Genomic DNA, 26,260 nt, shown 5'->3' with positions numbered 1-26,260 from the left:
ACCTCAGGGGATGATCAGTGTGCAGGGAGAGACAAGGCGACTAAGGAATATCGGAATCTTCGCTCATGTCGATGCGGGCAAAACCACAACGACGGAGCGGATTCTCTATATAACCGGCAAGATCCGGGCGCCCGGCAGCGTGGATGACGGGACGGCCCAGACGGATTATCTGGATGTGGAGCAGGAGCGCGGAATCTCGGTTCGGGCGGCGGTGACGAGAGTCGAATGGAAGGGGACGGCGATCAATCTGGTCGATTCCCCCGGGCACGTCGACTTCCTGTCGGAGGTCGAGCGGTCGCTGCGGGTGATGGACGGGGCGGTGCTCATCGTCTCTGCGGCGGAGGGCGTGCAGGCGCAGACCGAAGTCGTCTGGCATGCGCTTCGGGAGCAAGGGATTCCAACCCTGATCTACGTGAACAAAATGGATCGAACAGGAGCGGACCCCGCCGAGACGCTGAACCAGATACGGAGGCTGCTGTCGCGTTCGGCGGTGCCGATCCAGGCGCCTGTCGGGATAGAGGCGGCGTTCGCGGGAGCCGAGAGCCTCTTGCCCGATACGCTGGGCGACGGCGGCGTCTCCGTCTCAGAGCCTCGCTCCGAATGGAGAGCGCCGTTCCGCACCGTGCTTCAGGAGACGGTTGCAGAGAGCGACGAGCAGCTGCTGGCGGCGTACTTCGACAGGGGCGAGCTGACGGAGGCGGAGCTGGCGGCTGCGCTGCGCTCCGCTTCCCGACGGGGCGAGCTATTCCCCGTCCTCTTCGGCGCGTCCGCCAAGGGGCTCGGCATCGAGAGCCTGCTTGACGCGATGCTGGAGCTGCTTCCTCCTCCAGAGGGAGAAGCGACCTCTCCCGTGTCGGGTGTCGTTTTCAAGCTGGAGCGGGACCCTTCCATGGGCAGGATCGCATACGTTCGCCTGTATCGCGGCACGATTCGCAACCGGGACAGCCTCTATAACGACACGAGGGATACAACCGAGAAAATCACGCAAATACGCCGCGTCGACGGACGGAGGTCGGAGGATCTCGGCGTTCTGAGTGCAGGGGATATCGCGGCGGTATACGGGCTTGCGCAGGCGCGAATCGGCGACATTCTCGGCGACCCGGAGGGGGTTCCCGGCGAGCGGCGGCTTGCGGTGCCTCTGCTGTCCGTCCAGGCGAAGTGGAAGACGGAAGCGGATTATCCGGCCGTCGTCGCCGCCTTCCAGGAGCTGGCGGACGAGGACCCGCTGCTCGATCTGCAGTGGATGCCGGACGAGCGGGAGCTTCATCTGAAGGTCATGGGACCGATTCAGATGGAGGTGCTTGTGCACGTCATGAGAAGCCGCTTCGGCCTCGACGTGGAGCTGGCGGCTCCGTCCGTCATCTACAAGGAGACGCTTGCCGGAGCGGGCGAAGGCTTCGTCGCTTATACGATGCCCAAGCCGTGCTGGGCCATTCTCCGCTTCCGGATGGAGCCGGGCCCCCGCGGCAGCGGCCTGCAATACCGTTCTCTCGCGCGGCCGGAGAACCTGCTGGAGAGCTACCAGAACGAGGTTGCGCGAAGGGTGCCGGAGGCGCTTCAGCAAGGCATGAAGGGCTGGGAGGTGACCGACCTCAACGTAACGCTGTTGGAAGGCGAGCACCACGTCTGGCATACGCATCCGCTCGACTTCGTCGTCGCCACGCCGATGGGCATTATGGACGGCCTCGCCCGGATCGGCACGAAGCTGCTGGAGCCGATGCTGCGCTTCCGTCTCTCCGTGCCCGAGGAATTCGGCGGGAAGGTGATGAACGAGCTGATGATTATGCGCGGGACGTTCGCCTCTCCGGTGCTGCACGACGGAAGGATGGAGCTGGAGGGCACGATTCCCGTCGCGACGACGCTCGATTGGCCGGCGCGTCTCGGCTCGATGACGAAGGGGAGGGGTATTCTGTCGACCTTCTTCGCCGGCTACGAGGAATGCCCTCAAGGCGTGCAGGCCGAGCGGAAGCGAAGGGGGATCAACCCGCTCGACCAGTCGAAGTTTATTCTGGCCACCCGCAATGCGTTGACCTCATCTTAAGGAAGGCACGCATGATCCGCCCGAGACGAGTCAAACTAAGGGGCACGGAGATGACGTTCGGAGGGGGAGAGCAGATGTCTAAAGGGTGGACGATCCTGCTCGTCGGCTTCATGGCCATGGCCGCGCTGCTCGTTCTGTTCTGCTGGAGCCTGTACCGGCTGGCCATCCATCGCAACCGCAAGGCGTTCCTCTCCACCGACCGGAACATGCCTCAAGTGGACGATTCGACGCTTCGGGACGTCAAGGAATGGTTCCGGTCGCAGTCGTTCGAGGAAGCGGACATCGTCTCGGATGACGGCTTGCCGTTGAAGGCTCATTATTTGAGCCCGGAGCGGGAGAGCCGCGACGCCGTCATTCTTGCGCACGGGTACTCCGGCAAGGGGGAGGACATGGCGGTGTTCGCCCGGTATTATCGGGAGCACGGCTTCCACGTGCTGATGCCGGACAACCGCGGACACGGCCGCAGCGGAGGGCACTACATCGGCTTCGGCTGGCATGACCGGAAGGATTACGTCCGCTGGGCCGAATATCTGGTAAGGCGGCTCGGCGACGAGGTGCGGATCGTTCTGCACGGGGTATCCATGGGAGGAGGCACCGTGCTCATGACGAGCGGCGAAGCTCTTCCGCCGCAGGTCAAATGCCTGATCTCGGACTGCGCGTACACGTCGGTAAGCGGCATTCTCGCGTATCAGTTGAAGATGATGTTCAAGCTGCCCGCGTTCCCCTTGCTGCCGATCACGAGCCTCATCTGCAAGCTACGGGCCGGGTACTTCTTCGGGGAAGCCTCGGCGCTTCGCCAACTGCGGAACTGCTGCAAGCCGATTCTGCTTATTCACGGAGGCAAGGACACGTTCGTCCCGACCTGGATGGCGGATGAACTGTTCGCAGCGATCCGGGGCGAGAAGGAGAAGCTTATCGTGCCCGAAGCGCGCCACGGCACCTCGATTCTGGTCGATCCGGCAGGGTATCTCGCTTCCGTGAACCGTTTCGTGCAGGCTGCCTTCGGCGGGCAAGCTCGGAGGGCTTAAACGAGCGGTTCGGCCAAATTCCGTTACTGTGCAAGGAAGTGTGCAATGAAGTGTGCAAGAGAGCCCTGGGGGAATCGTTCCTCTCCAGGGCTGTTGGCGCGTCTTGGGGCGGCGATTTTCAGTTTATGTTCAGGAAGGCCCCGTATAATGATCATGTGAAAAAATCCAACATGTACCGCTTGCATCCTTTTGGCAGGAAGAGTAGTGTTCAGAGTATTCCTAATTCTGTCGAAATCAAGCGGAATTTGACTTATAAATCTGTTAAAAATTATGCATTTATCGAGGTAGGAACGATGAAGACACGATGGAGACGGCTCTTGCTGCCGATCGCTCTCCTGCTGCTTGCGGCTTCGGCAGGGTGCGGTCCGTTCGGGGGCGGAGATTCCGGGAACGAGGATTTGCCAACGGCCGGGGCAAGCGCGGAGATCGTTAAGTACGAAGGCGAGCCGAGTAGGGCGATTCCATTCGTCTACACGACGGCAGAGGAGGTCGCTTTGACCTTCAACGGCCTGAGCGACGCGGACACGATGAGGGAGCTGCTCGACGAGCTCGATCGGTATAAGATCCAAGCGACCTTCTTTATTCCGGGCATGAGGGCGGCGGAGGAGCCGGACCTCGTGAACGAGATTGCCAGCCGCGGGCACGAGATCGAGAACAACACGCTCAGCCGTTCGGACATGACGAGGCTCAGCTACGAGCAGACGTACAAGGAGATTCATCTCGCCAATCGGGTAATCGAAGAGCAGACCGGCATCGCTCCGAAGTATCTTCGCACGAAGTCGGGCGACTACACCGACGACGTGCGGCTGGCGGCCGCTCAGGAAGGGATGGAGGCGGTCGTCGTCTACAGCCTCTTCCTGCACAATTGGCAGGAGGAGAGCGAGCAGGAGAAGTATTTGTATCTTCGCAAATACATGACCCGCGGAGGGGTCGTCGCGATCGACACGGAGGAATTCAAGGCCGTCGTCGACGTGATTCCGCTGATCGCCAAGGCAGCGGAGGACGTAGGCTATCGGCTGGTCCGGCTGGACGAGCTTGTCGGTCAAGGAGGAGAGCGCAAGCCGCTCGAGCAGATCCCCGGGTATGACGCGGTGCAGATGAACGAGAATTACAAGGATGCCCGGTATCGGATGATCGACAAGGCGGATACGGGAGGCAAGAAGGTCGTTGCGCTGACGTTCGATGACTGGGGAACGGATTATACGATCAACCGGATTCTGCGGATCTTGGATCAATACCGCGTTAAGGCGACGTTCTTCGTCCGGGCCAAGGGCGTCGAGGGGAATCCCAACCTGGCGAGGGCGATTCTCGAGAAGGGGCACGATGTGGCCAATCATTCGTACTCTCACCCGGTTGTCACCTCCCTGACGGCGGAAGAGCTGCAGCAAGATCTCGTCAAGGCTCACCAAGTGATTACGGAGGCCATTCAGGAGCAACCGACGATGCTGTTCCGGCCGCCGACCGGAGAAGTCGACGATTATACGGCGAAGGTCATCGCGGCGGTCGGCTTGCCCGATATCGCGCTGTACGACGTCACCGCGCTCGACTGGGATTCCTCCAACAGCGCCGAAGACATCGTGAACTCCGTCATGAAGCAGACCGGCCCGGGCAGTGTCATCCTGCTTCACATGCTGGACGACATTCATACCTTGGAGGCTCTCCCGGTCATCCTGGAACGATTGCAGGAGCAAGGCTACACCTTCGATACTATGTCGCATATGATCGGACTCGAGCCATAAAGGCTCGCGAAGGGAAGAACGAACATGAACTTGTACGAACGCATCGCCGGGCGCGCCGAGCCCCTTGCCGTATTGGGGCTCGGCTATGTCGGGCTGCCGCTGGCTCTCGCCTTCGGGAAGAGAGCCGACGTGATCGGGTACGATGTCAGCGAGCGGAGAATCGCGAGCTGCAGGGAAGGCGTTGATGTGACGGGGGATGTCGGGAACGAGGCGGTCCGCGCGAGCAAGGTGCGCTTCACGGCGGACGAGGCCGAGCTGGACCGCTCGCGGCTCTTCATCGTCGCTGTGCCGACGCCGATTCAGAGCGGCAACGTTCCCGACTTGAAGTACGTGGAGAGCGCGAGCCGGACCATCGGCCGCCATCTGCGCGAAGGGGCGGTCGTCGTCTTCGAGTCGACCGTCTATCCGGGCGTGACCGAAGAGGTGTGCGTTCCGATTCTGGAAGCGGAATCCGGGCTGCGATGCGGCCGCGACTTCAAGGTCGGCTATTCGCCGGAGCGCATCAATCCGGGGGACAAGCAGCACCGGCTCGAGAATACGATGAAGATCGTCTCCGGCATGGACGCGGAGACGCTGGAGCTGGTCGCCCGGATATACGAGCTGATTATCGAAGCAGGCGTCTACCGGGCAGAGAGCATTCGCGTGGCCGAAGCGGCGAAGGTGATCGAGAACGCCCAGAGGGACGTTAATATCGCGTTCATGAACGAGCTGTCGATGCTGTTCCACCAGATGGGCATCGAGACGAAGGCGGTGCTCGAGGCTGCCGCCACCAAGTGGAACTTCCTTCCGTTCACGCCGGGGCTTGTCGGCGGACATTGCATTGGCATCGACCCTTATTATTTGACCTACAAGGCCGAGGATACCGGTTATCGCTCCCGGCTGATTCTGACGGGGCGTCACATCAACGACGGCATGGGGCGCTTCGTCGCCCAGAGCGTCATCAAGCTGCTTGTGCGCCAGCGAAGCCGGAGCCGGCAGGGCAGAATCGGCGTGCTCGGACTGACATACAAGGAGGACTGTCCGGATATCCGCAACACGAAGGTGCTCGACATCGTTCGCGAGCTGGAGGAGTACGGCGTAACGCCGCTCGTGGCGGACCCGGCGGCGGACCCCCGCGAGGCTCGCGAGGAATACGGCATCGAGCTGCTGCCGCTTGACGAGCTGAGGGAGCTGGATGCGGTCGTTCTCGCCGTGCCCCATGAAGCCTATCGCCGGATGAGCGCGGCCGACCTGGACGCCCTGTTCGCCCAGGACGGACCCAAGGTGTTGGCGGATGTCAAGGGAGTGCTCGCCCGCGCCGATTGCGAGGCTGCGGGGTATCACTACTGGAGCTTATGACGGCTTCGGAGGGAGACAGCAAGGTGCTTAAGAGAATCAGGCGCAAGACAACCGATAAGCAGCCCATTGTCGAGAAGATGACCGTCCTCAAGGGGGACCGGCGAACGCTGTCCAACGTCCCCGACCCGGAGAATCTTCGCACGAACGTCGATCGCAGAGGAAGGCGCATCGGCGAAGAGGCCGGGAACGGGGGAGTGTCCGCACCGAAGGTGTCCGGGTGGGCGACAGTCAGCTCCCTTGGCGGATCAAGTGCGGATGCCAGGGATGCCGAAGCGGAGGCACAGGATCGGCTCCGAATGCTCAGCCTGCGCTATGCCGCGAACTTCGATGTGTTCGTATCCAAGGGAACCAGGAGGACGAGGGCTCCCCTCAAGGGCACGGCCGTCGATATCTCCGCAACCGGGCTGCTGATCGAAGTTGCTGCCCCCGTCGGCTCCTACCGTGTCGGCACGAAGGTGACGATTCGCTGCCGAATCCCGCCGGGAACGATGCCCGAAGGCTACGAGTCGTCCGTCAAGCTGCCGGCGACCGTCGTGCGGATGTTCACCCGCGCGAGCGAGGAGGGCGAAGGCGGCGAGGAGAGGCAGATGCTCGCGTTCGAATTCGAGAAGCCGCTTACCGAATACTTGCAGCGCAAGCGGTGGGGATATTCGATCTACCTGGCCAGCACGATGCTGCTGTTCGCATCTGTCTTCATCCTTCTGATGCGCATAGAGAGCATTATCTACTTCAAGTACAATTCGCTTCTATACCTGTACAGTCTGATTGCCGCCGCGTTCCTGCTCACCCGTTATCTGTTCGGAGCGTTGTACCGCGACGTGCCGATCAACCCGTACTATACCCCCGGCGTCTCGATCATCATTCCCTGCTTCAACGAGGAAGAGTGGATTCACCGGACGATTCTCAGTTGCGTCAACCAGGATTACCCGGTCAACAAGCTGGAGGTGATCGTCGTTGACGACCGCTCGACGGACCGTTCCGCAGAGAGGATCGAGGAGGTGCTGGAGCGGGTGCACCGCGAAGCCGAGCGCTTCGCGACGAAGGAGCGCGTCCGGATGCACGTGCTGCCGGTCAACGGCGGCAAGCGCGAGGCGCTTGTGCAAGGGGTCAAGATGGCGAAGCACAATCTGGTCGTCTTCGTCGATTCCGACAGCTTCCTCGAGCCGAACGCGATCCGTCATCTCGTCCAGCCGTTCCAGGACCCGAAGATGGGCGGGGTCGCCGGCCGGACGGACGTGGAGAACAAGTATACGAACTCGATCACGAAGCTGCAGACGGTTCGCTATTATATCGCTTTCCGCATCATGAAGGCGGCCGAGGCCTGGTTCGACAGCGTGACCTGCCTGTCCGGCCCGCTGTCCTGCTACCGCAAGGAGCTGATCCTGAAGCACGCCGACGCCTGGCTGAGCCAGAAGTTCCTCGGGCAGCCGGCGACGTTCGGGGACGACCGAAGCATGACCAATTACATCCTGAAGACGCACCGGACAAGCTACCAGGATTCGGCCATCTGTTCGACCATCGTGCCGTCGCGGATGGACGTCTTCCTGAAGCAGCAGATGAGGTGGAAGCGTTCGTGGCTGCGCGAGTCGCTGCGGGCCTGCACGTTTATCTGGAAGAAGGAGCCGTTCATGGCGCTGTTCTTCCTCGTCGGCCTCATCGTCCCGATCGCTGCGCCCGTCGTTGTCGTCTACAACCTCGTTTACGTTCCTTTTGCTTATGGGATTTTCCCAGGGACGTTCTTGATGGGACTGCTGCTGATGGCGATGCTGATGAGTCTGGCCCACCTGTTCTTCCGCAAGAGCAGGCTGTGGTACTTCGGAATCGTGTTCTGCGTCTTCTACGAGTTCGTGCTGCTGTGGCAGATGCCGGTGGCCTGGTTCACGTTCTGGAAGTCGACATGGGGAACGCGCGAGACGCCGCAGGACGTGGAGGCGAGAGAGAAGAGAGAGGCGCGCAAGAAGAGGAAGCAGGATAAATCCGGCTTGCCGTCCAAGTAAGGAGGAGCGCGGAGATGGGACTCGGCAAGCGAGATCCGATGCTCGATACCAAGAAGAAGAATCGGCGCAAAACCGTTCGGGCGGCGCTGCAGGCCGCCATCCTGCTCGGAGCCGCCTGGCTGGTGTACGAAGCGGTGGCGGATACGGACCATTACAAGGAGCCGGATCGGACGGCCTGGACCAGCGACAACGGCTTCATCGCGGTGTCCTACTTCGGGGTCAGCCGTTCGGGAACGCCGAAGCTGATCGCGAAGGGCGAGCTTGAGAAGCAGTTGAAGGCGCTGCATAATCAAGGTTATGTGACGATCTCCCAGCAAGACGTGGTAGACTATTATAAGAACGGGAAGAAGCTGCCGGAGAAGGCGCTGTTCCTGTCGTTCGAAGACGGGCGCAACGATTCGGCGCTGTTCGCGCAGCCTTATCTCGAGCGCTTCGATTATAAGGCGACGTTCCTGTCCTACGCGGACAAGATGGGCAACGGAGAGCGGAAGTTCCTTCAGCCGAAGGATATGCTCAAGATGATGAAGACCGGCTATTGGGAGCTCGGGACGAACGGCTATCGCCTCGCTTATATCAACGTCGTTGACAGCGAGGGGAATTTTATCGGCAATAAGGCCGAGAACGAGCTTCGCAACAAGATGAAGATCGATTATTACAATCACTATCTGATGGACTTCATCCGCGACGCCGACATGATTCCGGCCGAGAACCGGCAGGAGATGGAGGCCCGTATCGATTACGATTACGAGCAGATGAAGGAGATTTACACGAAGGAGCTCGGCTTCGTTCCGGGAGTCTACATGATCATGCACGCCAACGCCCTCGGGTCGAGCATGAACCGATTGGTGACGGAGGCCAACGAGCAGAACATCGAGAAGCTGTTCCTGATGCACTACAATCGGGAGGGCCATGCGCTTAACACGGCGGAGGACAGCCTCTACGATCTGACCCGGGTGCAGCCGCAGGCGTACTGGGCGACGAACCACCTGCTTATGCGAATCCAGAGCGACACGGGGGAAAAGACGGCGTTCGTGCAAGGAGAGAAGGAGCGTGCGGACGACTGGACGCTGGAGCGAGGCGCGGCCGAATTCCGGGGCAGCCGCATCTCCTTGACCTCGGAGGCCGGCGAAGCGGGACGGCTTGCGCTGAAGGGCAGCGAGAGCTACGGCGACATCGAGCTGTCCGCGACGCTGGCGGGGAACGTGGTCGGCAAGCAATCTCTCTATGTTCGCTATGATGCGAAGAGAGGATCGTTCCTTCGCGTGATGCTGGAGAACAACCGGCTGATCGTCGAGCAGAAGGCTCCGGGCGGCGCGGCGACGGCGATCTACGACGAGGAGCTGGACCCGGTCGATTGGAAGGCCGAGGAGTTGGCGCTCAGCAAGGCGACCACCTACACGCTGGAGGAGATCTCCAATGTGGACCTGACCGAAGAAACCCAGTATCCTGTCAATGTGGACGATACCCGCAAGCTGTCCGTCGCCGTATCGGGAGATCGGCTGTCCGTGACGGTGGACGGCAAGGAGCTTGTGGCGGATGCGGCCGTGAACGGCTTGATCAAGAGCGGCTCCATCGCGCTCGAATCCGAATATCATCCCCAAGGGGACAACGACGATATCTACGACGGGATCTTCGACGACGTTCAAGTCGTCTCGCTCGGAGCGGACGGGGAGAAGGAAGCCGATCTGTACAGCAACCGCTTGACGGGCGTGGAGAAGCTTGTATCGGAAGCGGTGCGAGGCTGGAACGCGACGGTAGACTGGTTTATGGAGACGTTCTGACGGAAGGGGGAGCGCAGAAGGATGCGGAGAGCAGGCGGAGGAAGCAGGAGCGGGAGAAGGAATGCTTATGGACTCGTCGCGCTCGCGGCAGCCGTCCTGGTCGGCGCGGGAGTGGCGGCGTGGCTGCTGCTGCGAGGCGAAGAAGACGAAGCGCGGCGAAGCGACTCCAGAGCGGCGGCGAAGACGGAGCTGTCCGCTTGGCTGGCGGATTGGCAATGGGAGGCCGGGCTCAGCGATCTGGACCGGTCGGTTGCCGGGCTGGACAGCCTTCAGGCGTTCGCGGCGTACTTCGACGAATCGGACCGCCTGCTGTTCACGGACGACTTCGAGGCCGGCTTCCCTGCCATTCGGGAGCGGCTGGAGCAGGAGGATAGGGACAACGGCGGAGAGTACGGAGAAGGGGGCGGCGGTGCGCCTCGCCTGGATCTCACGCTGGTGAACGACATCGTCAGAGCGGACGGCTCCGAGAGCCAGAAGGACCCCGAGCTGGTGACGAGGCTGCTGGCGGACGACGCGAGCCGGAGCGCTCACATCGGGGAGATCATGGCCGCTGTCGAGCGTTACGGCGTCGGGGGAGTGGAGCTCGACTACGAGCGGGTCGACGACGGCGATTGGGAGCGCATGCTGCTGCTGATCGACGAACTGTATGCGAAGCTCGTCGAGCGAGGCAAGTCGCTTCGGATCGTGCTGGAGCCGAGAGCCCCGATCGAGAAGCTGAGCTGGCCGGAGGGGCCGGAATACGTGCTGATGGCGTACAATCTCTACGGGAGCCACAGCGAGCCGGGCCCGAAGGCCGACCTCGCCTTTATCCGCGAGCAGGCGAAGCGCATGGCCAAGCTTCCCGGCGCCCGCCATCTCGCGCTGGCGTCCGGCGGCTTCGATTGGCTGCTGTCCGGCCCCGATGCCGGCAAGGCGACGGGAATTACCGAGGCGGAAGCCGCCGAGCTGGCGGAGCGAAGCCTGGACCAGCCGACGAGGGACGAGGCGAGCGGCAGCCTGCGCTTCGAGTATACGGGCGAGGACGGGGCGAAGCACGAGGTCTGGTACGCCGACGGAGAGACGCTGGCCGGCTGGGCCGCGGCTGCGAGAAGCTCCGGGGCGAACCTCGCGGGCATCGCGCTCTGGCGGCTCGGCGGGCTCGGGGACGCTTCCCTGGAGGGCATCGCCTCCGGGCTGGGCGAATAAGAGCGGGGCGGCCGGGATTCTATGTGATCATTCACATTCGAGCTGCCCGGCAACGGGCGCTTTGCCCGATTCTATGTGGAAATTCACATTCGTGGAGACAATTTCGGCCCCAAATCTCGTATATATGCCAAAAATCGCATAAAACGCCGCAATTGCCGCCTATTCGGGCCGACGAATGTGAAAATCCGTATAAATCGCAGAAAGTCGCCGGGCCGAGGGCAGCGGCATAAAAAGAACCGTCAGGAGAGAGTCTCTCTGACGGTTCTTCTTATGTGGCGGTCAGCCCTCATTCGCGGACGGCCGGGGCGATTCGAAGGCAATCAGCGTGATCGGATGGCCGGTGGACTCGGCCAGGCTCTCTTCGAGCTGCCGAATTCGCACGATGTCCTCTTGACGCAGCTCCGCGAACGGGTACGTGTCCTTGTTCATATCGCTCTCCTCCTTTTGCCCAAAGGGATCGTTCGTTCCCTAGTATTGGGAGAAATCGGAGGATTCATAAGCGGCGACCGGCTGCGGGCTGTGGGTGACGAACAGCGGTCAGACTTGGCCGATCATATCCTCGGGCCGAACGTACGCGTCGAACTGCTCGCTGGTGAGCAGACCGGTGCGGAGCGCCGCTTCCTTCAAGGAGAGCCCTTCCTTGTGGGCCAGCTTGGCGATCTTGGCCGCGTTCTCGTAGCCGATGTGCGGGTTCAGCGCGGTGACGAGCATAAGCGATTGCTCGAGGTTGCGCTTCAGCACCTGCTCGTTCGGCTCGATGCCGACGGCGCAGTGCTCGTTGAACGAGCGGATCGCATCGGCCAGCAGGCGGACCGACTGCAGGAAGTTGTGCAGGATGACCGGCTTGAACACGTTCAGCTCGAAGTTGCCCTGGCTGGCGGCGAAGCCGATGACGGCGTCGTTGCCCATGACCTGGCAGGCGACCATCGTGAGCGCCTCGCATTGGGTCGGGTTCACCTTGCCGGGCATGATCGAGCTGCCCGGTTCGTTCTCGGGGATCGTAATCTCCCCGATGCCGGAGCGCGGTCCGCTCGCGAGCCAGCGGACGTCGTTCGCGATCTTCATCAGATCGGCCGCGAGCGCCTTCAGCGCGCCGTGGGCGTACACCATCTGGTCGTGGCTCGTCAGCGCGTGGAACTTGTTCGACGAGGAGACGAAGGCATGGCCCGTGTAGGCGCTCAACTCCGCAGCGACCTTGTCGCCGAAGGCGGCGGGGGCATTGATGCCGGTGCCGACCGCGGTGCCGCCGATCGCCAGCTCCGCAAGCGACTTCACGCTCTCGAAGATCATGAGGCTCGATCGGTCGAGCATCGCCCACCAGCCGCTGATCTCCTGGCCGAGGGAGAGCGGCGTCGCATCCTGAAGGTGGGTGCGCCCGATCTTGACAATGTCCCGGAACGCCTCCATCTTCTGCCGCAAGGTTGTCTTCAACTCGTCGACAGCCGGCAGCAGCAGCTCCTTCACGGCGACAGTTCCCGCGATGTGCATGGCCGTCGGGAACGTGTCGTTCGAGCTCTGGGAACGGTTCACGTCATCGTTCGGGTGGATCTTCAGCTCGCTGTCGGTCGCCTGCAGCCATTGGGTCGCGCGCCGGGCCAGCACTTCGTTGACGTTCATATTCGACTGGGTGCCGCTGCCGGTCTGCCAGACGACAAGCGGGAAGTGCTCGTCCCAGCGCCCTTCGTATACTTCCTCCGCGGCGGCGATGATCGCTTCCGCCTTCAGCGGAGCGAGCGTGCCCAGCTCGCGGTTCGCGCTCGCAGCCGCCTTCTTCAGCAGCGCGAACGCCCGGATCAGCTCCAGCGGCATGCGCTCCGTGCCGATGCGGAAGTGCTGGCGGCTTCGCTCCGTCTGCGCTCCCCACATCGCCTCCGCCGGGACTTGTATTTCTCCCATCGTATCGTGCTCTGTCCGAAATTCCATAACCGCGTTCCGCCTTCCTTCCGGGAATAAGTGATTCCGCCGAGATTGCATCGGCTGTTCCAAAACTTATTCTAGTCCTCTTCGCCCGCCCAAGACAAGTTCAGATCGCTTCGCCCGCGAATTGTGTCCGATAGAGCCGCTCGTAGAAGCCGCGAGCCGCAAGCAGTTCCTCGTGCGTGCCGCGCTCGACGATGCGGCCGCCGTCGACGACGAGAATCTGGTCGGCATGGCGGATCGTGTTCAGACGGTGGGCGATGACGAAGCTCGTGCGGCCGCGCATGAGCGTCTCCATCGCTTGCTGGATATGGATCTCCGTCCGGGTGTCGACGCTGCTTGTCGCTTCGTCGAGGATCAGGATGGCGGGGTCCGCGAGGATCGCCCTTGCGATCGTGAGCAACTGGCGCTGCCCTTGGCTCAGGTTGCCGCCGTCCGCCGTCAGCATCGTGTCGTAGCCGTGCGGCAGCTTGCGCACGAACGAATGGACGTTGGCAAGCTTCGCGGCGGCGACGACCTCCTCGTCCGTGGCGTCGAGGCGCCCGTAACGGATGTTCTCGCGAATCGTATCGGAGAACGTGTACGCGTCCTGAAGGACGATGCCGAGCCGGCTGCGCAGGCTGTCTTTGTCCAGCGAGCGGATCTCCTCGCCGTCGAGGGAGATGCGTCCTTGCTCCGGCTCGATGTCGTAGAAGCGCGTGAGCAGGTTGATGACCGTTGTTTTGCCGGCTCCGGTCGGGCCGACGAGGGCGACGACGTCGCCGGGGTTCGCCCGGAAGCTGACGCCCTGCAGCACGGGCTTGTCGGGCCGGTACGAGAACGAGACGTTGTCGAAGACGACGTCCCCCGACAGGGCATGGACCGTCTTGCCGGATTGTTGCGACGATGGCGACGGATGCGGATGCGAAGGATGCGAAGGGTATTCGCTCTCCGCGTCCATCAGCTCGAACACGCGCTCCGCCCCGGCGATGCCGGCCTGGATCAGGTTGTATTGGTTGGCGAGGTCGTTGATCGGCGCGCTGAACAGCTTCGAGTAGTTGAGGAAGCTGACGATGACGCCGACCGTCGTCCACTGCTCGAACGCCATCCAGCCGCCGACCGCCGCGATCAGAATAAAGGTGAGATGGCCCATGGCGTTCATCACGGGACCCATGTAGCCGGACAGCGTCTGCGCTCTGACGGAAGCGGACTTCAAGGCGTCGTTCATCTCCGAGAATTGCGAGACGGCGATTCGCTCTCGCCGCAGCGTTTTGACGGCCTTCTGGCCGGACAGCGTCTCCTCAATGAAGCCGTTCAGCTTGCCAAGGCTCGATTGCTGCTCCGAGAAGTGCTTCCGGGTACGGGAAGCGATCTGCTTGGATGCCCAGGACACGAGCGGGATGGTGATGAGGCAGACGAGGGTGAGCCAGATGTCGAGCGCGAACATGAGCGTCAGCGAGCCGATCAGCGTGATCGCGCTCGCGACGATCTGCACGAAGCTCTGGTTCAGCGTTGTCGAGACGTTCTCGATGTCGTTGGTGGCGCGGCTCATCAGGTCCCCCTTCGCCGTGCGGTCGAAGAACGGCACCGGGAGGTCCTGAAGGTGGCCGAAAAGATCCCTGCGCATGTCGCGAACGGTTCGTTGGGAGACGCCGGCCATCAGGTGAGCCTGAAGCCAGGAGGCGAGTCCGCTGACGAGGTAGGCGGAGCCGAGCAGGAGGCAGAGGCGAAGCAAGCCGCTCTTGTCGTGCTCGAGAATGTAATGGTCGATCGCCCGTCCGAGCAGGTACGGGGCGAGCAGCCCCAGTCCGGTTCCGACGACGGCGAACAGCAGTGTGAAGGCAAGGCCGACTCTCTGGCGGCTCAGGTAGCGCCAGATTCGGACGAGGGTTGCCTTCGTGTCGCGGGCGCGCTGCTTCGGGACGGGCATTCCGCGGCCGGGGCCGCCGCCGGGCCCCGCTCCGGGCGCTGCGCCCGGTCCCGCGCCTGGTCCCGCCCCCGGGCCGGCTGCCGGTCTGACGTTAAACATGGGAAGCTTCCTCCAATCCGAGCTGGGATTCGCAGATGTCGCGATAGATGTCGCTGGAAGCCATCAGCTCTTCATGGCTGCCGGAGGCGACGATGCGGCCGTCCTCGAGCACGAGAATCCGGTCGGCTTCGGCGACGGAAGAGATTCGCTGGGCGATGATGAAGCAGGTGCAGCCGGCCATTCGCGCCTTCAGCGCGGAGCGAATCCGGGCCTCGGTGCGCAGATCGACCGCGCTTGTGCTGTCGTCGAGGATGAGGACTGCCGGATCGGTCAGCAGGGCGCGCGCGATCGAGATGCGCTGCTTCTGGCCGCCGGACAGCGTCACGCCGCGCTGGCCGATCACGGTATCGTAGCCCTCGGGGAATGCGGCGATGAAGTCGTGCGCCTCCGCCGCGCGGGCTGCGGCTTCGACTTCTTCCTGCGACGCGTCCGGCTTGCCGTACCGAATGTTGTCGCGGATCGTGCCGCTGAACAGGATCGCCTGCTGCAGGACGATGCCGACCTGGCCCCTCAGCTCTTCGAGCGGAATGTCTCTGACGTCGACGCCGTTCACGAGAACGGCTCCTTCGGTCGGATCGTAGAGCCGCGGGATCAGGTTGACAAGGGTGCTCTTCCCCGCGCCGGTCGAGCCGAGAATGCCGACGGTCTGTCCGGGCTCGATCGCGAAGCCGATGTCCTTCAACACCGGCTCCTCGCCGCCTTCCTCATAGCCGAAGCTGACGTTCCGGAACTCGACTCGGCCTGGGGCCGGCGTCGTATGATGATTTTCAACCGGGGACTCTTCCATCGATACAGGAGCTTCGAGCAGCTCGTTGACCCGGTCGGAGGACGCCTTGGCCCGCGAGATGTTGACGAGGGTGTTGCCGAGCGATACCATCGCGTTCATGGTCTGGATGACATAGGTGATGAAGGCGGCCAGGCTCCCGATCTCGAGGGCACCCTCCCAGCTCTGGGCGCCTCCGATCCAGAGGATGCAGACGACGCTGGCGTTCAGCAGCAAGGTCATCGCCGGATTGTTCACGGCCAGCAGGCGGGCGGCCTTCAGCCCCAGCTCGTAATTGTCCTCGTTCGCCTTCTTGAAGCGGGAACGCTCGAACGTCGCGCGGACGAACGCCTTCACGACACGGATGCCCGTCAGGTTCTCCTGCAGAACGGAATTGACCCGGTCAAGCTTCCCTTGAAGGTTCCGATACATCGGAATGGAGCGGCTGAGCAGCAGGTAGAGAAGGAGGAACATGAGCGGCAGCGTGACGGCGAACACGATCGACAGCTTCGGGCTGATGAGCAGCGCCATCACGATGCTTCCGAAGAACAGGAAGCTGCTGCGGATGAGCATTCGCAGGAAGATCTGGATGAGCATCTGGACCTGCATGACGTCGTTCGTCAGCCGAGTGACCAGAGTACCGCCGGGAAAACGATCCAGCTCGCGGAACGAGAATGTCTGAACTTGGCGGAACAGCGCGTTGCGGAGATCGGTGCCGAACCCGACGGATGCGCGGATGGCGTAATAGGTGCACCCCATCCCGCCGACGGTGCCGAGGATGGCGGCGACAAGCATCCAGATGCTTGTCATGCCGATGTGGCCGAGGTTGCCGCGCATGACCCCGTCGTTCACGATGCTGGCCATCAGGTGCGGCTGCATCAGGTCCATGACGACTTCGAGCACCATCAGCAGCGGCGCGGCCAGAGCGGCAGCGCGGTAGGGCTTCAAGTAACGGAGCAGTTTGATCAAGCGTACCTTCTCCTTAGTAATGGTTAGTAAGCTAACTTGTTTTGCCGATCAGGATTCGTCGGGCGACCAGCTCGCCAGGTTGTCTTGCATGTGAAGCAGGAATCGCCGCAGCAGCAGCTTCTCCTCCGGGAGGAAGCCTTCGAAGCAGCGGGTCTCCACTTCGTCCATCGCCTGCCGAACCGCTTCCGCGGCCCGCCTCCCCTTGTCGGTGAGGTGCACCCGCGACACGCGCTGGTCCTTCTCGTCGGCGGAGCGGCGAAGCAGGCCGGTCTTCTCCATTCGCTGCAGCATGACGGTCAGGGTGGCGGGCTTCACGCCCTTGCTGTCCGCGAGCTCGCGCTGGCTGAGGCCGTCGTTGTCGGAGAGCCGCAGAAGCAGAGGAGGCTGCCCGGGGAAAACATCATAATCCCGAATAAGGCGATCCACGTGGAAACGGTGGTTCTTGAGCACATGGCGCATGAGGTGAGTGAGGTTCGGTTCCGGTCTCAATCGAGGGACGCCTCCTGTCCGAAATAAAATAGTTAGTCGGCTAACTATAATATACGAGGAGGCGACAGAGCTGTCAAACCTAAATATCGCGCTTAAGCTTGCGCGGCGGGCGCTGCGCGGTGCGCGAATCGGCCCGAATATGGTATGCTAGTGAATAGTTGCACGAATTGAATTTGTTAACTTGTTCACCTAATCGAGGGGGATATTATGTCGAACGCTATTCGCGCTTATGAAGGCACTTATCATGATGAACAAGCCATCTGGCTGCAAGCCGGCCCGTACGAAGCGGCCGTTCTTCCGCGAATCGGGGCGAACCTGATCGCGTTCCGCGATACGGACCGCGGCTATTCGTTCCTGCGGGAACCGGGAGAGGCGGAGATGGATGCGTTCCGCGGGAACCCGGGCGTGCACGGCATTCCGGTGCTGTTCCCGCCGAACCGCTACGATGCGGGCAAGTTCCCGTGGGAGGGCACGACGTACCAACTGCCGGTGAACGAGACCGCCCGCGGCAACCATCTGCACGGCTTCGCGCATACGACTCCGTGGAAGGTGGAGCGGTTCGGAGCGGACGAGGCGGCGAGCCGGGTCGCGCTGACGCTGTCCGTGTCGGAGGGGCATGAGGTTTATGCTCATTATCCGTTTGATTTTACGCTGACGTTGGAGTACACGCTGAGCGAAGAGGGGCTGCTTCAGCGCGTGAGCGTCCGCAACGACGGGCCGAAGCGGCTGCCGTGCCTGCTCGCGTTCCATACGGCGATCAACGCGCCGTTCGCGCGGGGCAGCGAGACTGCGGACGTCGCGTTTAAGCTGACGATCGGCGACCGCTGGGAGATGGGGCCGGACGATCGCATGCTGCCGACCGGCCGCTTCCAGCCGCTGTCGGACGGGGAAGTGAAGATGCGCGAGGGCGGCCAGTCCCCGTTCTTCGAGTCGATGGACAACCACTACACCGCCAAGACGCAGAACGGCCGCAACTACATGGAGCTGACGGACTCGCGCGCAGGGGCGAAGCTCGTCTACGACGTGGGCACCGCGTACCGAATGTGGATGATCTGGAACAACGGGGCGCGCGGAGGCTTCTTCTGCCCCGAGCCGCAGATCAACCTGGTCAACGCGCCGAACGTCGATCTCCCGGCCGAGGACATCGGCCTGATCGGGCTCGAGCAGGGCGAGCTCTGGGAAGAGACGAGCCGCTTGTACGTCATTCGCCAGGCGTAGGTCGAGCCCGCCGCCAAGCGCAGGCCGACGGGCTCGGCGGGACCAGCGGGTTCCGCCGGTGCGGCGAGTTCGACGCGCTCTGCCGACGCGGCGAATGGATACGCACGAGGATGGGCGGATAAGCGGGTATGGGCGGAATCTTGGGTGCCGGCGTCGTTCGGACGCCTAAGGTTCCGTTTCTTCGTTGCCGGGACGCGCCGCAGAAGGCATTGCACCTAACACCATGAGGCCGCCGAATGTGATGCCGATAACCAACTACACTCGCTGTCCCGATTAGACTCCCATAGTCCGCGGCCAGCACGATGCAGGTAACCAGTCACACTCGCTGTCTCGATCTGGCTCCAATAGTTTGCGATCAGCACGCTGCAGGTAACTAGTCACGTTCGCTGTCCCGATCAGACTCCGATAGTCCGCGGTCAGCATGATGCCGGTAACCAATCACGCTCGTTATTCCGATCAGACTCCGATAGTTCGCGATCAGCATGATGCAGGTAACCAATCACGCTCGTTGTCCGAACAGACTCCGATAGTTCGCGATCAGCACGCTGCCGGTAACCAATCACGCTCGCTTTCCCGATCAGACTCCGATAGTTCGCGGTCAGCACGATGCAGGTAACCAATCAGACTCGCTGTCCCGATCAGACTCCAGTAGTTTGCGGTCAGCACGCTGCAGGTAACCAATCAGACTCGCTGTCTCGATCAAACTCCGATAGTCCGCGGTCAGCATGATGCAGGTAACCAATCAGACTCGCTGTCCCGATCAGACTCCGATAGTTCGCGGTCAGCACGCTGAATGTGAAAAATCACATTCGTGAGGCCCGAACAGGCGCAAATAACGCGATATATGTGAAAAATCGCATATATGGGGCGTAACCGGCCGGGAACGACGTGATATATGTGAAAAATCACATTCATCGGCCAAAACGGCCCGTCAACGGCAAAATGAATGTGAAAAATCACATTCGTGGGGCTCGAGGGGGCGCAAATAACGTGGTGTATGTGAAAAATCACATTCGCGGGGGCTTGGAGAGGGGCGGGGTGGTGAGATGCGGTGGTTGTGCCAGAGGAGAAAGCCAGCAATCAGACTCGCTGTCCCGATCAGACTCCAATAGTCCGCAGCGGCCAGCCCGATGAATGTGAAAAATCACATTCGTGAGGCCCGAATGGGCGCAAATAACGCGATATATGTGAAAAATCGCATACATGGGGCGTAAACGGCGGCGAACGACGTGATATATGTGAAAAATCACATACATCGGCCAAAGCAGCCCGCCAACGGCAAAATGAATGTGAAAAATCACATTCGTGGGGCTCGAGGGGGCGCAAATAACGTGGTGTATGTGAGAAATCGCATTCGTAGGGGCTTGGAGAGGGGCGGCGGTGCTTGGATCGGAGGCTCGATGCATAGAAAACCCCGCGAATTGTATATAATGACCAACGTTCCGCCATCTTCGGTATGATGCCCTTGCGCCCGACTGACGCACCGACTACATAACGATTCGCCAACCGCCCGCCAGACAGCCAGACAGCCAGACAGCCAGGCAGACAGGCAGACAGGCAGACAGGCGGACAGGCAGACAGACAGTCCGCTGTACATTCAGGCAGTCAGACAGAAAGAAGGTCAGATCTCTTCATGGAACTTTTTCTTATCATTCTTGGGCTGTTGGCCCTGATCGCGGTGTCGAACGTGCTGAACCGGATCGTTCCGGCGGTGCCGGTGCCGCTGTTCCAGATTGCGCTCGGCGCGCTGCTTGTTCTGCTGCCGACCGGGATCGAGCTGGAGCTGGAGCCGGAGCTGTTCTTCATTCTGTTCATCGCACCGCTGCTATACAATGATGGCAGGCGAACGCCGCGGGACGAGCTGTGGAAGCTGCGGGGCTGGATTCTGCTGCTGGCGGTCGGCCTGGTCTTCGTGACGGTTGTCGTCGGCGGCTACGGCATCCACTGGATGATTCCGTCCATTCCGCTGTCCGCGGCGTTCGCGCTTGCGGCGATCCTGTCGCCGACGGATGCGGTGGCGGTCGGGGCGCTCTCCGGGCGGATCAATCTGCCGAAGGGAATTCTCCGCCTGCTCGAGGGCGAGGCGCTCATGAACGACGCATCCGGCCTCGTCGCCTTCAAGTTCGCGGTCGCCGCGACGGTGACCGGGGCGTTCTCTCTGGCGAATGCGAGCTGGAGCTTCATTGTCATCGCGCTTGGCGGCGTGCTGGTCGGAATTGTGCTGTCGCTTCTCTTCATCTCCGTCAAGTCGTTCCTGCGCCGGCTTGGCATCGAGGATGCGACGATGCACATGCTCATTCAAATTCTGACTCCGTTCGTGATCTACCTGATCGCGGAAGAGCTTGGGGTATCGGGCATTCTCGGCGTCGTGGCCGGAGGCATCTTCCACACGATGGCCAAGGACCGTCTCGAGCCGTACGCCACGAAGCTGCAGGTGGTCTCGTCGAGCACGTGGTCGGTCATTATTTTTATCCTGAACGGCCTTGTCTTTATCCTTCTAGGTTTGCAGATCCCGCACGTAACGGAAGTGATCTGGGAGGACCCGAAGTTCAACAATGCGCGGGCGATCGGCTACGTGCTGGTCATTACGCTGGCGCTCTACGCGCTGCGCTTCATCTGGGTGTACATCTTCTCTTCGCTGGAGAGGATCGGCGACTCGAGGAAGGTCCGGCTGAAGTCGACGCTGCTGACGACGCTCTCCGGCGTTCGCGGGGCGGTGACGCTGGCGGGCGCATTCTCGATTCCGCTTGTTCTGGACGACGGATCGGCATTCCCCGAACGGAATCTGATCCTCTTCCTCTCGGCGGGGGTTATTCTCGTTACGCTGCTCGTCGCCAGCATCGTCCTGCCGCTGCTCTCCCGGAGGCAGGAAGGGGATGAGGCCGAGAACAAGCATCTGGGCGAACAGGAGGCGCAGGTGCGAATTCTGGAGCTGGCCGTTCAATCGCTGAAGGAGGAGATCACGAGCGAGAATCGGGACGTCATTCTGACCGTGCTTAGCGATTATGGGCAGAAGCTGCGGCAGATCCGCGCCAATCCCGGCTTCAAGGGACAGCGTGCCTGGCGGTCCGCGGTTCAGGCGAAGTGGCTGCTGGCCATCCGTGCGGAGCGGGAGGAGGCGAAGCGGCTGCTGGAGCGGGGGGAGGTCGCGGAGGAGACGGCGAAGCGCTTCGACATGATTCTGGATCGAACGGAATCTCTGATGGCCAACCGGACGCAGGCGGTTGCGCATTCGCTTCGCTTCGGGATCAAGCGCCTGCTGAGGAGCGCAACGCGAGGCAAGAAGGACCGCTGGAGCCGCACAGATATCGAAGCGTTCCGGGAGCTCCGGCTGCGCACCTCGAAGGCGGCGATCGCGAAGCTTCAGGAATCGGCGGGCCAGGAGGACCAGCTTGCGGTATCGGCGGTGCTTCAACACTACCAGGACTCGCTGCGGCGCGCTTCCGAGAGCCTTCAGGCGACAGCCAAGAGCGAGGAATTCCAGCGGGAGAAGATCGAGTGGGAGCGAAGGGCGATTCAGATGGAGAGGGACGCCCTGCAGACAATGTACGCGAACGGCGAGGTCACTTTGGCCATGGTGAACAATCTGCGCTTCTTCATCAATACGATGGAGGCCGGCCTGTCGGAGGAAGAGATGGAATAACAGCCGCTTGGAAAAGAACGCCCTGCCGTCCGGCAGGGCGTTGTTCGTGGTGGGATGCTGCAATCGTGCGGGTGCGGTACGGCTCCTCGAGTCTCGTTCTAGGCCTGCTCGAATCGGTCGAGAATGTCCCGAAGGTAGCCGTGGGAGTCTTCGACGCGGCTCCATTGGCCGCGAATGGCCTCGGCCGATTGGATGTATGGGGCGTCGACGAGCTCGTCCCGCCATCGGTCGAGCATCGTCTCGGCGCACACCCGCGTCGTCTCAAGGTGGAATTGCAGCCCGAGAATTCGCGGGCCGTACGCGAAGGCCTGATTCCGGCAAGCCTCGGAGGAGGCGAGAAGCAGCGCTTCGGCGGGAAGCTCGAAGGCATCCCCGTGCCACTGGTACGAATGGAAGCCGTCCGGCATTCCGGCGAACAGAGGATGCTCGTTGCCGCTAAGCCTCAGCGGGTGGAAGCCAAGCTCCTTGTGCTCGCTTCGGAACACCTGGCCGCCGAGCACCTCTGCGAGAAGCTGGCCCCCGAGGCAGATGCCGAGAAGCTTCTTGTCCGCGTCGATCGCCTTGCGAATGAACGACTTCTCCTCCGCGAGCCACGGGTAAGCCTCCTCTTCGTAGACGCTCATCGGTCCGCCAAGGATGATAAGCAGCTCGAAGGCGCTTGTGTCAGGCAAGCTTCCCTCCCCGGACGGATCAACGACCGTAAAGGAATGCCCCCTGGACGCAGCCCATTCGGTAATCGCACTCTCGTCGTCGAAGTCGAAGTGCTTAACAATAACAATATCCATCCCCGCTGCCGCCTCCTTCCGCTGCCGTGCCTCAATCAATCGCTCGAATTAAGGACTATATAGGGATTATGTCCGTAATTCTAACGGCGGATGTGTCTCGTGTCAATATATCTAACGCAAACGCAAAAAAGCAGGGACTTAACGTCCCTGTTTCAGTGAGATGCGATAGTTCCGAATGGGGCGCCCTCGGGCGGTTGGCGATTCCTCCCCGGCCGCTTCCGCATAGCCGCTGTTCTCCAACTGAATGAGGATACGTCTCGCGCTTCGCGGAACGATCTTCAGATGCCGGGCGAGCAGGTTCGCATTAATCGTGTCGGTGCCGAGCAGGCGCAGAACGGCTTCGATCTTCCCGAGTGTGGCCGGGCTGAGGGACGATCGGCTGGCGGCTTCGGCGAAGCGCTGCGTGTCGTAGCCGAATTCGAGCGGCACGGGGTCCCCGAGCGGTCCCTTCGCGGTTTTGTCGTCGAAGACGACCATCCAGCTTCCTTGGCCATGAGCGCGACTCTGCGCCAGGGCCATCCCGCCGAGCCGCTCCGCCTCGTCCATCGTGCGGCCGATTCCGATGCCGCAGGTCAGGGAAGCTCGCAGCTCGGCCAGCTCCGGGAGGTCCGGTATCCGCACGAAGTTGCCCGTCGCCTCCCGCAGCGCGCCTCTGGTCGTGAATAGGATGTAGCGCCCTGGACTGATGATTTTCAACGAGCCGTGGACATGGTTGGAGTAATGAAGCAGCTTGTCGGTCAACTGCCATTCCAGCCGATTCAGATCGTCTGACGTCTGGAGCCGGTCGGTCCGCCTGTCGTACGGATCGGTCTCGATCCATTGCACCGCCGCCTGGGCGTCCTTGTAACGCTCCGTCTCAAGCGCCAGCACAATCGAGGCGAGCGTGGACTCGATGGCGGCTTCGGTGGGCGCGACCCGGTAGGCGGGCACCCCGAGCCTGCGAAGCTCGTGATAGACGTACCAGACGCAGGTCACCGCCGCCTTGGTCCGGCCATCGCTCCAGAGCGAGCGATGGAACTCGATCAGGCTCCGGTAGGAGCCGTCATAGTCGGCGCGGTGCAGCGCCGCGGCGTCAAGCCCGACCTCCCGGAACAGCTCGATCAGCTCGTTCTCGGAGACGATGTCGAAGCTGAGCTCGTTCGCCTCGCAAGGGTGCTGCAGGAACACCTGGCACATCGTCCGGTAAAGCGAAGCTCCCGAATAGGGAAGCGCGTGCACGGGAACACCCGGGTCCCCGTGCTGCATAACGACGTCGTAGACAAGCGGGCCGGACGTGAGCCACAGGTCGACGCGTTCCGTATTCTCGTCTACGATCGCGGGAATATCCTCGAACCGGTCATGGCGGAACGGGACGGCTTCCAGCTCGGGGAACTTGCGGATGACGGCCAGCACCCGGTCCATCGTATCTTCGACGCCTATGTAACCCAATCGAATCCGAATGGCGATAACCTCCTCTTCCTTCCGCAACCGTGCCCTCGCGGCAGACCCGGAAATACGGACATAGCAGTTCCATTATAACCGGATCTCGCGGGGCTGGCATGTGGGGGGCGTGAGGCCGGGAAGGAGCGAAGTGAGAAGGCGGGAAGCGGAGAAAGAAGAGAAAGGGGACGCCGAAAAGCGGAAGCTGGGAAGTTTTTTTGAGTGGGGATGATAATAGTTCTCATCAACGGGCATACTGCTTGATGGAGACGGTCAATACGCTTGTTGGAGCAACAAAGGGAGAGAGCGGCCTCCTCTGTTGGATGCCGCTCTCCGCGCTTGATTGCCGAAGTCCGTGATTCCGTGGTGCGGTTACAGCTTCGGTTCGAATGTCTTGCAGTCCGTTTCTTCGGAATTGCGCGCTTGATCGCCTCGATTGTTGACCACATAGATCGAGCTTGCCATGCAGTGATTGCCTGCGGCCCAATGCTTGCAGGAATTCACTTCGCAGAGTACATCCTTGGCCATCGTGATTCACCTCCTCTCTTGTTTAGGATGGGTGAATCTTGGTTGGTTCATACCTTAAAGCCGCGACGAAGAAGCCATGTCGACAGAGACATGGCTTCTTCGGCATGGCAACACGGCAAGGATGCCGGGGACGAACCGAGGACGGATGGACCGGGATATCGCGCGACGGGATAATGTGTATAATGGAGGTATTCGAATTCATGGATTCCATGCGGGAGGTTCCAGGCTACCATGTTCCATACGACCAGATTGATGCTGCTCGGCTCCGGGGAGCTCGGCAAGGAAGTCATTATTGAAGCGCAGCGGCTCGGCGTCGAGACGATTGCGGTTGATCGATACGAAGGGGCGCCGGCGATGCACGTTGCGGACCGGAGCTATGTGATCGACATGCTGGACAGGCAGGCGCTGCGGAAGCTTGTCGAGAAGGAGAGGCCGGATCTGATCGTTCCGGAGATCGAAGCGATCGCGACGGCGGAGCTGATCGAGCTTGAGGAGGAAGGCTTCCGCGTTATTCCTACCGCGCGAGCGGCTCGCCTCACGATGGACCGCGAAGGCATTCGCCGCTTGGCTGCGGAGACGCTCGGCCTGCCGACCGCACAGTATCGGTTCGCCGATACGTATGAGCAGTTCGCGGAGGCGACGCGGGAGATGGGCTTCCCGTGTGTGGTGAAGCCGCTGATGAGCTCCTCCGGCAAAGGCCAGAGCGTCTGCCGCTCCGAGGAGGAGATCGGCCGCAGTTGGCAGATCGCGATGGAAGGCGGACGCGTGCAGCAGGGCCGGGTCATCGTCGAGGAGTTCATCAAGTTCGACTCGGAGATCACGCTGCTGACGGTTCGCGGCGCGGAAGGAACGCAGTTCTGCGAGCCGATCGGCCACATCCAGAAGGACGGCGATTACATCGAGTCGTGGCAGCCGCATCCGATGACGGAGGCGCAGCTTGCCGAGTCGAAGCGGATTGCGAAGGCGATCACGGACGAGCTGGGAGGCGCGGGCATCTTCGGCGTGGAGCTGTTCCTCTCGGGCGACAAGGTTTACTTCAGCGAGGTGTCGCCTCGTCCGCACGACACGGGCTTGGTGACGTTGGTGAGCCAGAACCTGTCGGAATTCGCCCTGCACGCCAGGGCCATTCTCGGCTTGCCGATTCCGCAGATCAAGCTGGCGGCGCCGGGCGCAAGCCGCCCGCTGAAGGCGGATGCGGAATATTCGTCGTATCGGCTGCTCGGAACCGAGGAAGCGCTGGCGCTGCCGGACACGCAGCTTCGCGTCTTCGGCAAGCCGGTGACGAAGACGGGACGCCGGATGGCCGTCGCCCTCGCGACGGCGGAGACGGTCGACGCGGCCCGGGAGAAGGCGACGGAGGCGCTGGGCAAGCTGAGGGTCGAGGGAGAGTAAGCGAACGTTGCTGCCGGGCG

Annotated in this window: 18 protein-coding genes; 10 read left to right on the top strand and 8 right to left on the bottom strand. The window is 61.8% G+C overall.

Annotation, left to right across the window (positions count from 1 at the left end; genetic code table 11):
* The first annotated feature begins 10 nt into the window (after positions 1-10).
* The 7 genes from E6C55_RS02275 to E6C55_RS02245 all read left to right on the top strand — a co-directional run bounded on the left by E6C55_RS02275 (position 11) and on the right by E6C55_RS02245 (position 11,109).
* Positions 11-2,041 (top strand): elongation factor G, encoded by a 2,031-nt coding sequence (locus E6C55_RS02275; protein WP_136368151.1) that lies wholly within the window; start codon positions 11-13, stop codon positions 2,039-2,041.
* Between the two features lie 74 nt (positions 2,042-2,115).
* Positions 2,116-3,069, top strand: a complete 954-nt coding sequence (locus tag E6C55_RS02270) for an alpha/beta hydrolase (RefSeq protein ID WP_136368150.1) — start codon at positions 2,116-2,118, stop codon at positions 3,067-3,069.
* Between the two features lie 293 nt (positions 3,070-3,362).
* Positions 3,363-4,808, top strand: a complete 1,446-nt coding sequence (locus E6C55_RS02265) for a polysaccharide deacetylase family protein (RefSeq protein ID WP_136368149.1) — start codon at positions 3,363-3,365, stop codon at positions 4,806-4,808.
* Between the two features lie 24 nt (positions 4,809-4,832).
* A complete protein-coding gene (locus tag E6C55_RS02260; protein ID WP_136368148.1) occupies positions 4,833-6,146 on the top strand; it encodes a nucleotide sugar dehydrogenase in 1,314 nt (437 codons plus the stop codon).
* 77 nt (positions 6,147-6,223) lie between these two features.
* Complete coding sequence (locus tag E6C55_RS02255; RefSeq protein ID WP_230986499.1) at positions 6,224-8,143, top strand: glycosyltransferase family 2 protein; 1,920 nt, start codon at positions 6,224-6,226, stop codon at positions 8,141-8,143.
* A gap of 14 nt (positions 8,144-8,157) precedes the next feature.
* Positions 8,158-9,924, top strand: a complete 1,767-nt coding sequence (locus tag E6C55_RS02250) for a polysaccharide deacetylase family protein (protein ID WP_136368146.1) — start codon at positions 8,158-8,160, stop codon at positions 9,922-9,924.
* A 21-nt stretch (positions 9,925-9,945) separates the two neighbouring features.
* Entirely contained in the window at positions 9,946-11,109 is a 1,164-nt protein-coding gene (locus tag E6C55_RS02245; RefSeq protein ID WP_136368145.1) for a glycosyl hydrolase family 18 protein, read from the top strand.
* A 279-nt stretch (positions 11,110-11,388) separates the two neighbouring features.
* Here the strand turns inward: E6C55_RS02245 and E6C55_RS33560 are convergent, their stop codons facing one another.
* The 5 genes from E6C55_RS33560 to E6C55_RS02225 form a co-directional block, all read right to left on the bottom strand.
* Positions 11,389-11,538, bottom strand: a complete 150-nt coding sequence (locus tag E6C55_RS33560; protein ID WP_168735407.1) for a hypothetical protein — start codon at positions 11,536-11,538, stop codon at positions 11,389-11,391.
* Positions 11,539-11,646: 108 nt separating this feature from the next.
* Entirely contained in the window at positions 11,647-13,032 is a 1,386-nt protein-coding gene (gene fumC / locus E6C55_RS02240; RefSeq protein WP_136368144.1) for a class II fumarate hydratase, read from the bottom strand.
* 100 nt (positions 13,033-13,132) lie between these two features.
* Positions 13,133-15,034 carry an ABC transporter ATP-binding protein gene (locus tag E6C55_RS02235; RefSeq protein WP_136368143.1) on the bottom strand — a complete coding sequence of 634 codons (1,902 nt, stop codon included), beginning with the start codon at positions 15,032-15,034 and terminating at the stop codon, positions 13,133-13,135.
* On the bottom strand, positions 15,027-16,766 hold the full coding sequence (locus E6C55_RS02230; RefSeq protein ID WP_230986483.1) for an ABC transporter ATP-binding protein: 1,740 nt from the start codon (positions 16,764-16,766) through the stop codon (positions 15,027-15,029). Before E6C55_RS02230 ends, E6C55_RS02235 begins: the two co-directional genes overlap by 8 nt.
* A gap of 48 nt (positions 16,767-16,814) precedes the next feature.
* The gene (locus E6C55_RS02225; protein WP_136368275.1) at positions 16,815-17,225 is read right to left on the bottom strand and encodes a MarR family winged helix-turn-helix transcriptional regulator; all 411 of its coding nucleotides are present in this window, start codon (positions 17,223-17,225) and stop codon (positions 16,815-16,817) included.
* 237 nt (positions 17,226-17,462) lie between these two features.
* Between E6C55_RS02225 and E6C55_RS02220 the strand changes: the two genes are divergently transcribed.
* The gene (locus E6C55_RS02220) at positions 17,463-18,473 is read left to right on the top strand and encodes an aldose 1-epimerase (RefSeq protein WP_136368142.1); all 1,011 of its coding nucleotides are present in this window, start codon (positions 17,463-17,465) and stop codon (positions 18,471-18,473) included.
* Positions 18,474-20,106: 1,633 nt separating this feature from the next.
* Positions 20,107-22,116: a Na+/H+ antiporter gene (locus tag E6C55_RS02210; protein ID WP_136368141.1), complete on the top strand. Its 2,010-nt coding sequence runs from the start codon at positions 20,107-20,109 to the stop codon at positions 22,114-22,116.
* Positions 22,117-22,214: 98 nt separating this feature from the next.
* Here the strand turns inward: E6C55_RS02210 and E6C55_RS02205 are convergent, their stop codons facing one another.
* The 3 genes from E6C55_RS02205 to E6C55_RS02195 all read right to left on the bottom strand — a co-directional run bounded on the left by E6C55_RS02205 (position 22,215) and on the right by E6C55_RS02195 (position 24,848).
* On the bottom strand, positions 22,215-22,901 hold the full coding sequence (locus tag E6C55_RS02205) for a type 1 glutamine amidotransferase (protein WP_136368140.1): 687 nt from the start codon (positions 22,899-22,901) through the stop codon (positions 22,215-22,217).
* A 138-nt stretch (positions 22,902-23,039) separates the two neighbouring features.
* Positions 23,040-24,368, bottom strand: coding sequence for an ArsR family transcriptional regulator (locus E6C55_RS02200; protein WP_136368139.1), 1,329 nt, complete (start codon positions 24,366-24,368; stop codon positions 23,040-23,042).
* Between the two features lie 324 nt (positions 24,369-24,692).
* Positions 24,693-24,848: a DUF1540 domain-containing protein gene (locus E6C55_RS02195; RefSeq protein WP_136368138.1), complete on the bottom strand. Its 156-nt coding sequence runs from the start codon at positions 24,846-24,848 to the stop codon at positions 24,693-24,695.
* Between the two features lie 231 nt (positions 24,849-25,079).
* Here E6C55_RS02195 and purT point away from each other — a divergent pair, with 231 nt between their 5' ends.
* Positions 25,080-26,240, top strand: coding sequence for a formate-dependent phosphoribosylglycinamide formyltransferase (gene purT, locus E6C55_RS02190; RefSeq protein ID WP_136368137.1), 1,161 nt, complete (start codon positions 25,080-25,082; stop codon positions 26,238-26,240).
* Positions 26,241-26,260: the final 20 nt, after the last annotated feature.

Source organism: Cohnella fermenti, from assembly GCF_004801405.1.
In the GTDB taxonomy this organism is placed as follows: Bacteria; Bacillota; Bacilli; order Paenibacillales; family Paenibacillaceae; genus Cohnella; species Cohnella fermenti.
The sequence above is the reverse complement of the archived record's forward strand: the minus strand, read 5'-3'. Positions and strand labels throughout refer to the sequence as shown.

Bases quoted from the DNA above. Each gene is read 5' to 3' on its own strand.
- E6C55_RS02225 (WP_136368275.1), bottom strand. From the start codon at position 17,225: ATGCGCCATGTGCTCAAGAACCACCGTTTCCACGTGGATCGCCTTATT.
- E6C55_RS02235 (WP_136368143.1), bottom strand. From the start codon at position 15,034: ATGTTTAACGTCAGACCGGCAGCCGGCCCGGGGGCGGGACCAGGCGCG.
- purT (WP_136368137.1), top strand. From the start codon at position 25,080: ATGTTCCATACGACCAGATTGATGCTGCTCGGCTCCGGGGAGCTCGGC.
- fumC (WP_136368144.1), bottom strand. From the start codon at position 13,032: ATGGAATTTCGGACAGAGCACGATACGATGGGAGAAATACAAGTCCCG.
- E6C55_RS02260 (WP_136368148.1), top strand. From the start codon at position 4,833: ATGAACTTGTACGAACGCATCGCCGGGCGCGCCGAGCCCCTTGCCGTA.
- E6C55_RS02250 (WP_136368146.1), top strand. From the start codon at position 8,158: ATGGGACTCGGCAAGCGAGATCCGATGCTCGATACCAAGAAGAAGAAT.
- E6C55_RS02195 (WP_136368138.1), bottom strand. From the start codon at position 24,848: ATGGCCAAGGATGTACTCTGCGAAGTGAATTCCTGCAAGCATTGGGCC.
- E6C55_RS02245 (WP_136368145.1), top strand. From the start codon at position 9,946: ATGCGGAGAGCAGGCGGAGGAAGCAGGAGCGGGAGAAGGAATGCTTAT.
- E6C55_RS02255 (WP_230986499.1), top strand. From the start codon at position 6,224: ATGACCGTCCTCAAGGGGGACCGGCGAACGCTGTCCAACGTCCCCGAC.
- E6C55_RS33560 (WP_168735407.1), bottom strand. From the start codon at position 11,538: ATGAACAAGGACACGTACCCGTTCGCGGAGCTGCGTCAAGAGGACATC.
- E6C55_RS02265 (WP_136368149.1), top strand. From the start codon at position 3,363: ATGAAGACACGATGGAGACGGCTCTTGCTGCCGATCGCTCTCCTGCTG.
- E6C55_RS02220 (WP_136368142.1), top strand. From the start codon at position 17,463: ATGTCGAACGCTATTCGCGCTTATGAAGGCACTTATCATGATGAACAA.
- E6C55_RS02270 (WP_136368150.1), top strand. From the start codon at position 2,116: ATGTCTAAAGGGTGGACGATCCTGCTCGTCGGCTTCATGGCCATGGCC.
- E6C55_RS02275 (WP_136368151.1), top strand. From the start codon at position 11: ATGATCAGTGTGCAGGGAGAGACAAGGCGACTAAGGAATATCGGAATC.
- E6C55_RS02210 (WP_136368141.1), top strand. From the start codon at position 20,107: ATGGAACTTTTTCTTATCATTCTTGGGCTGTTGGCCCTGATCGCGGTG.
- E6C55_RS02205 (WP_136368140.1), bottom strand. From the start codon at position 22,901: ATGGATATTGTTATTGTTAAGCACTTCGACTTCGACGACGAGAGTGCG.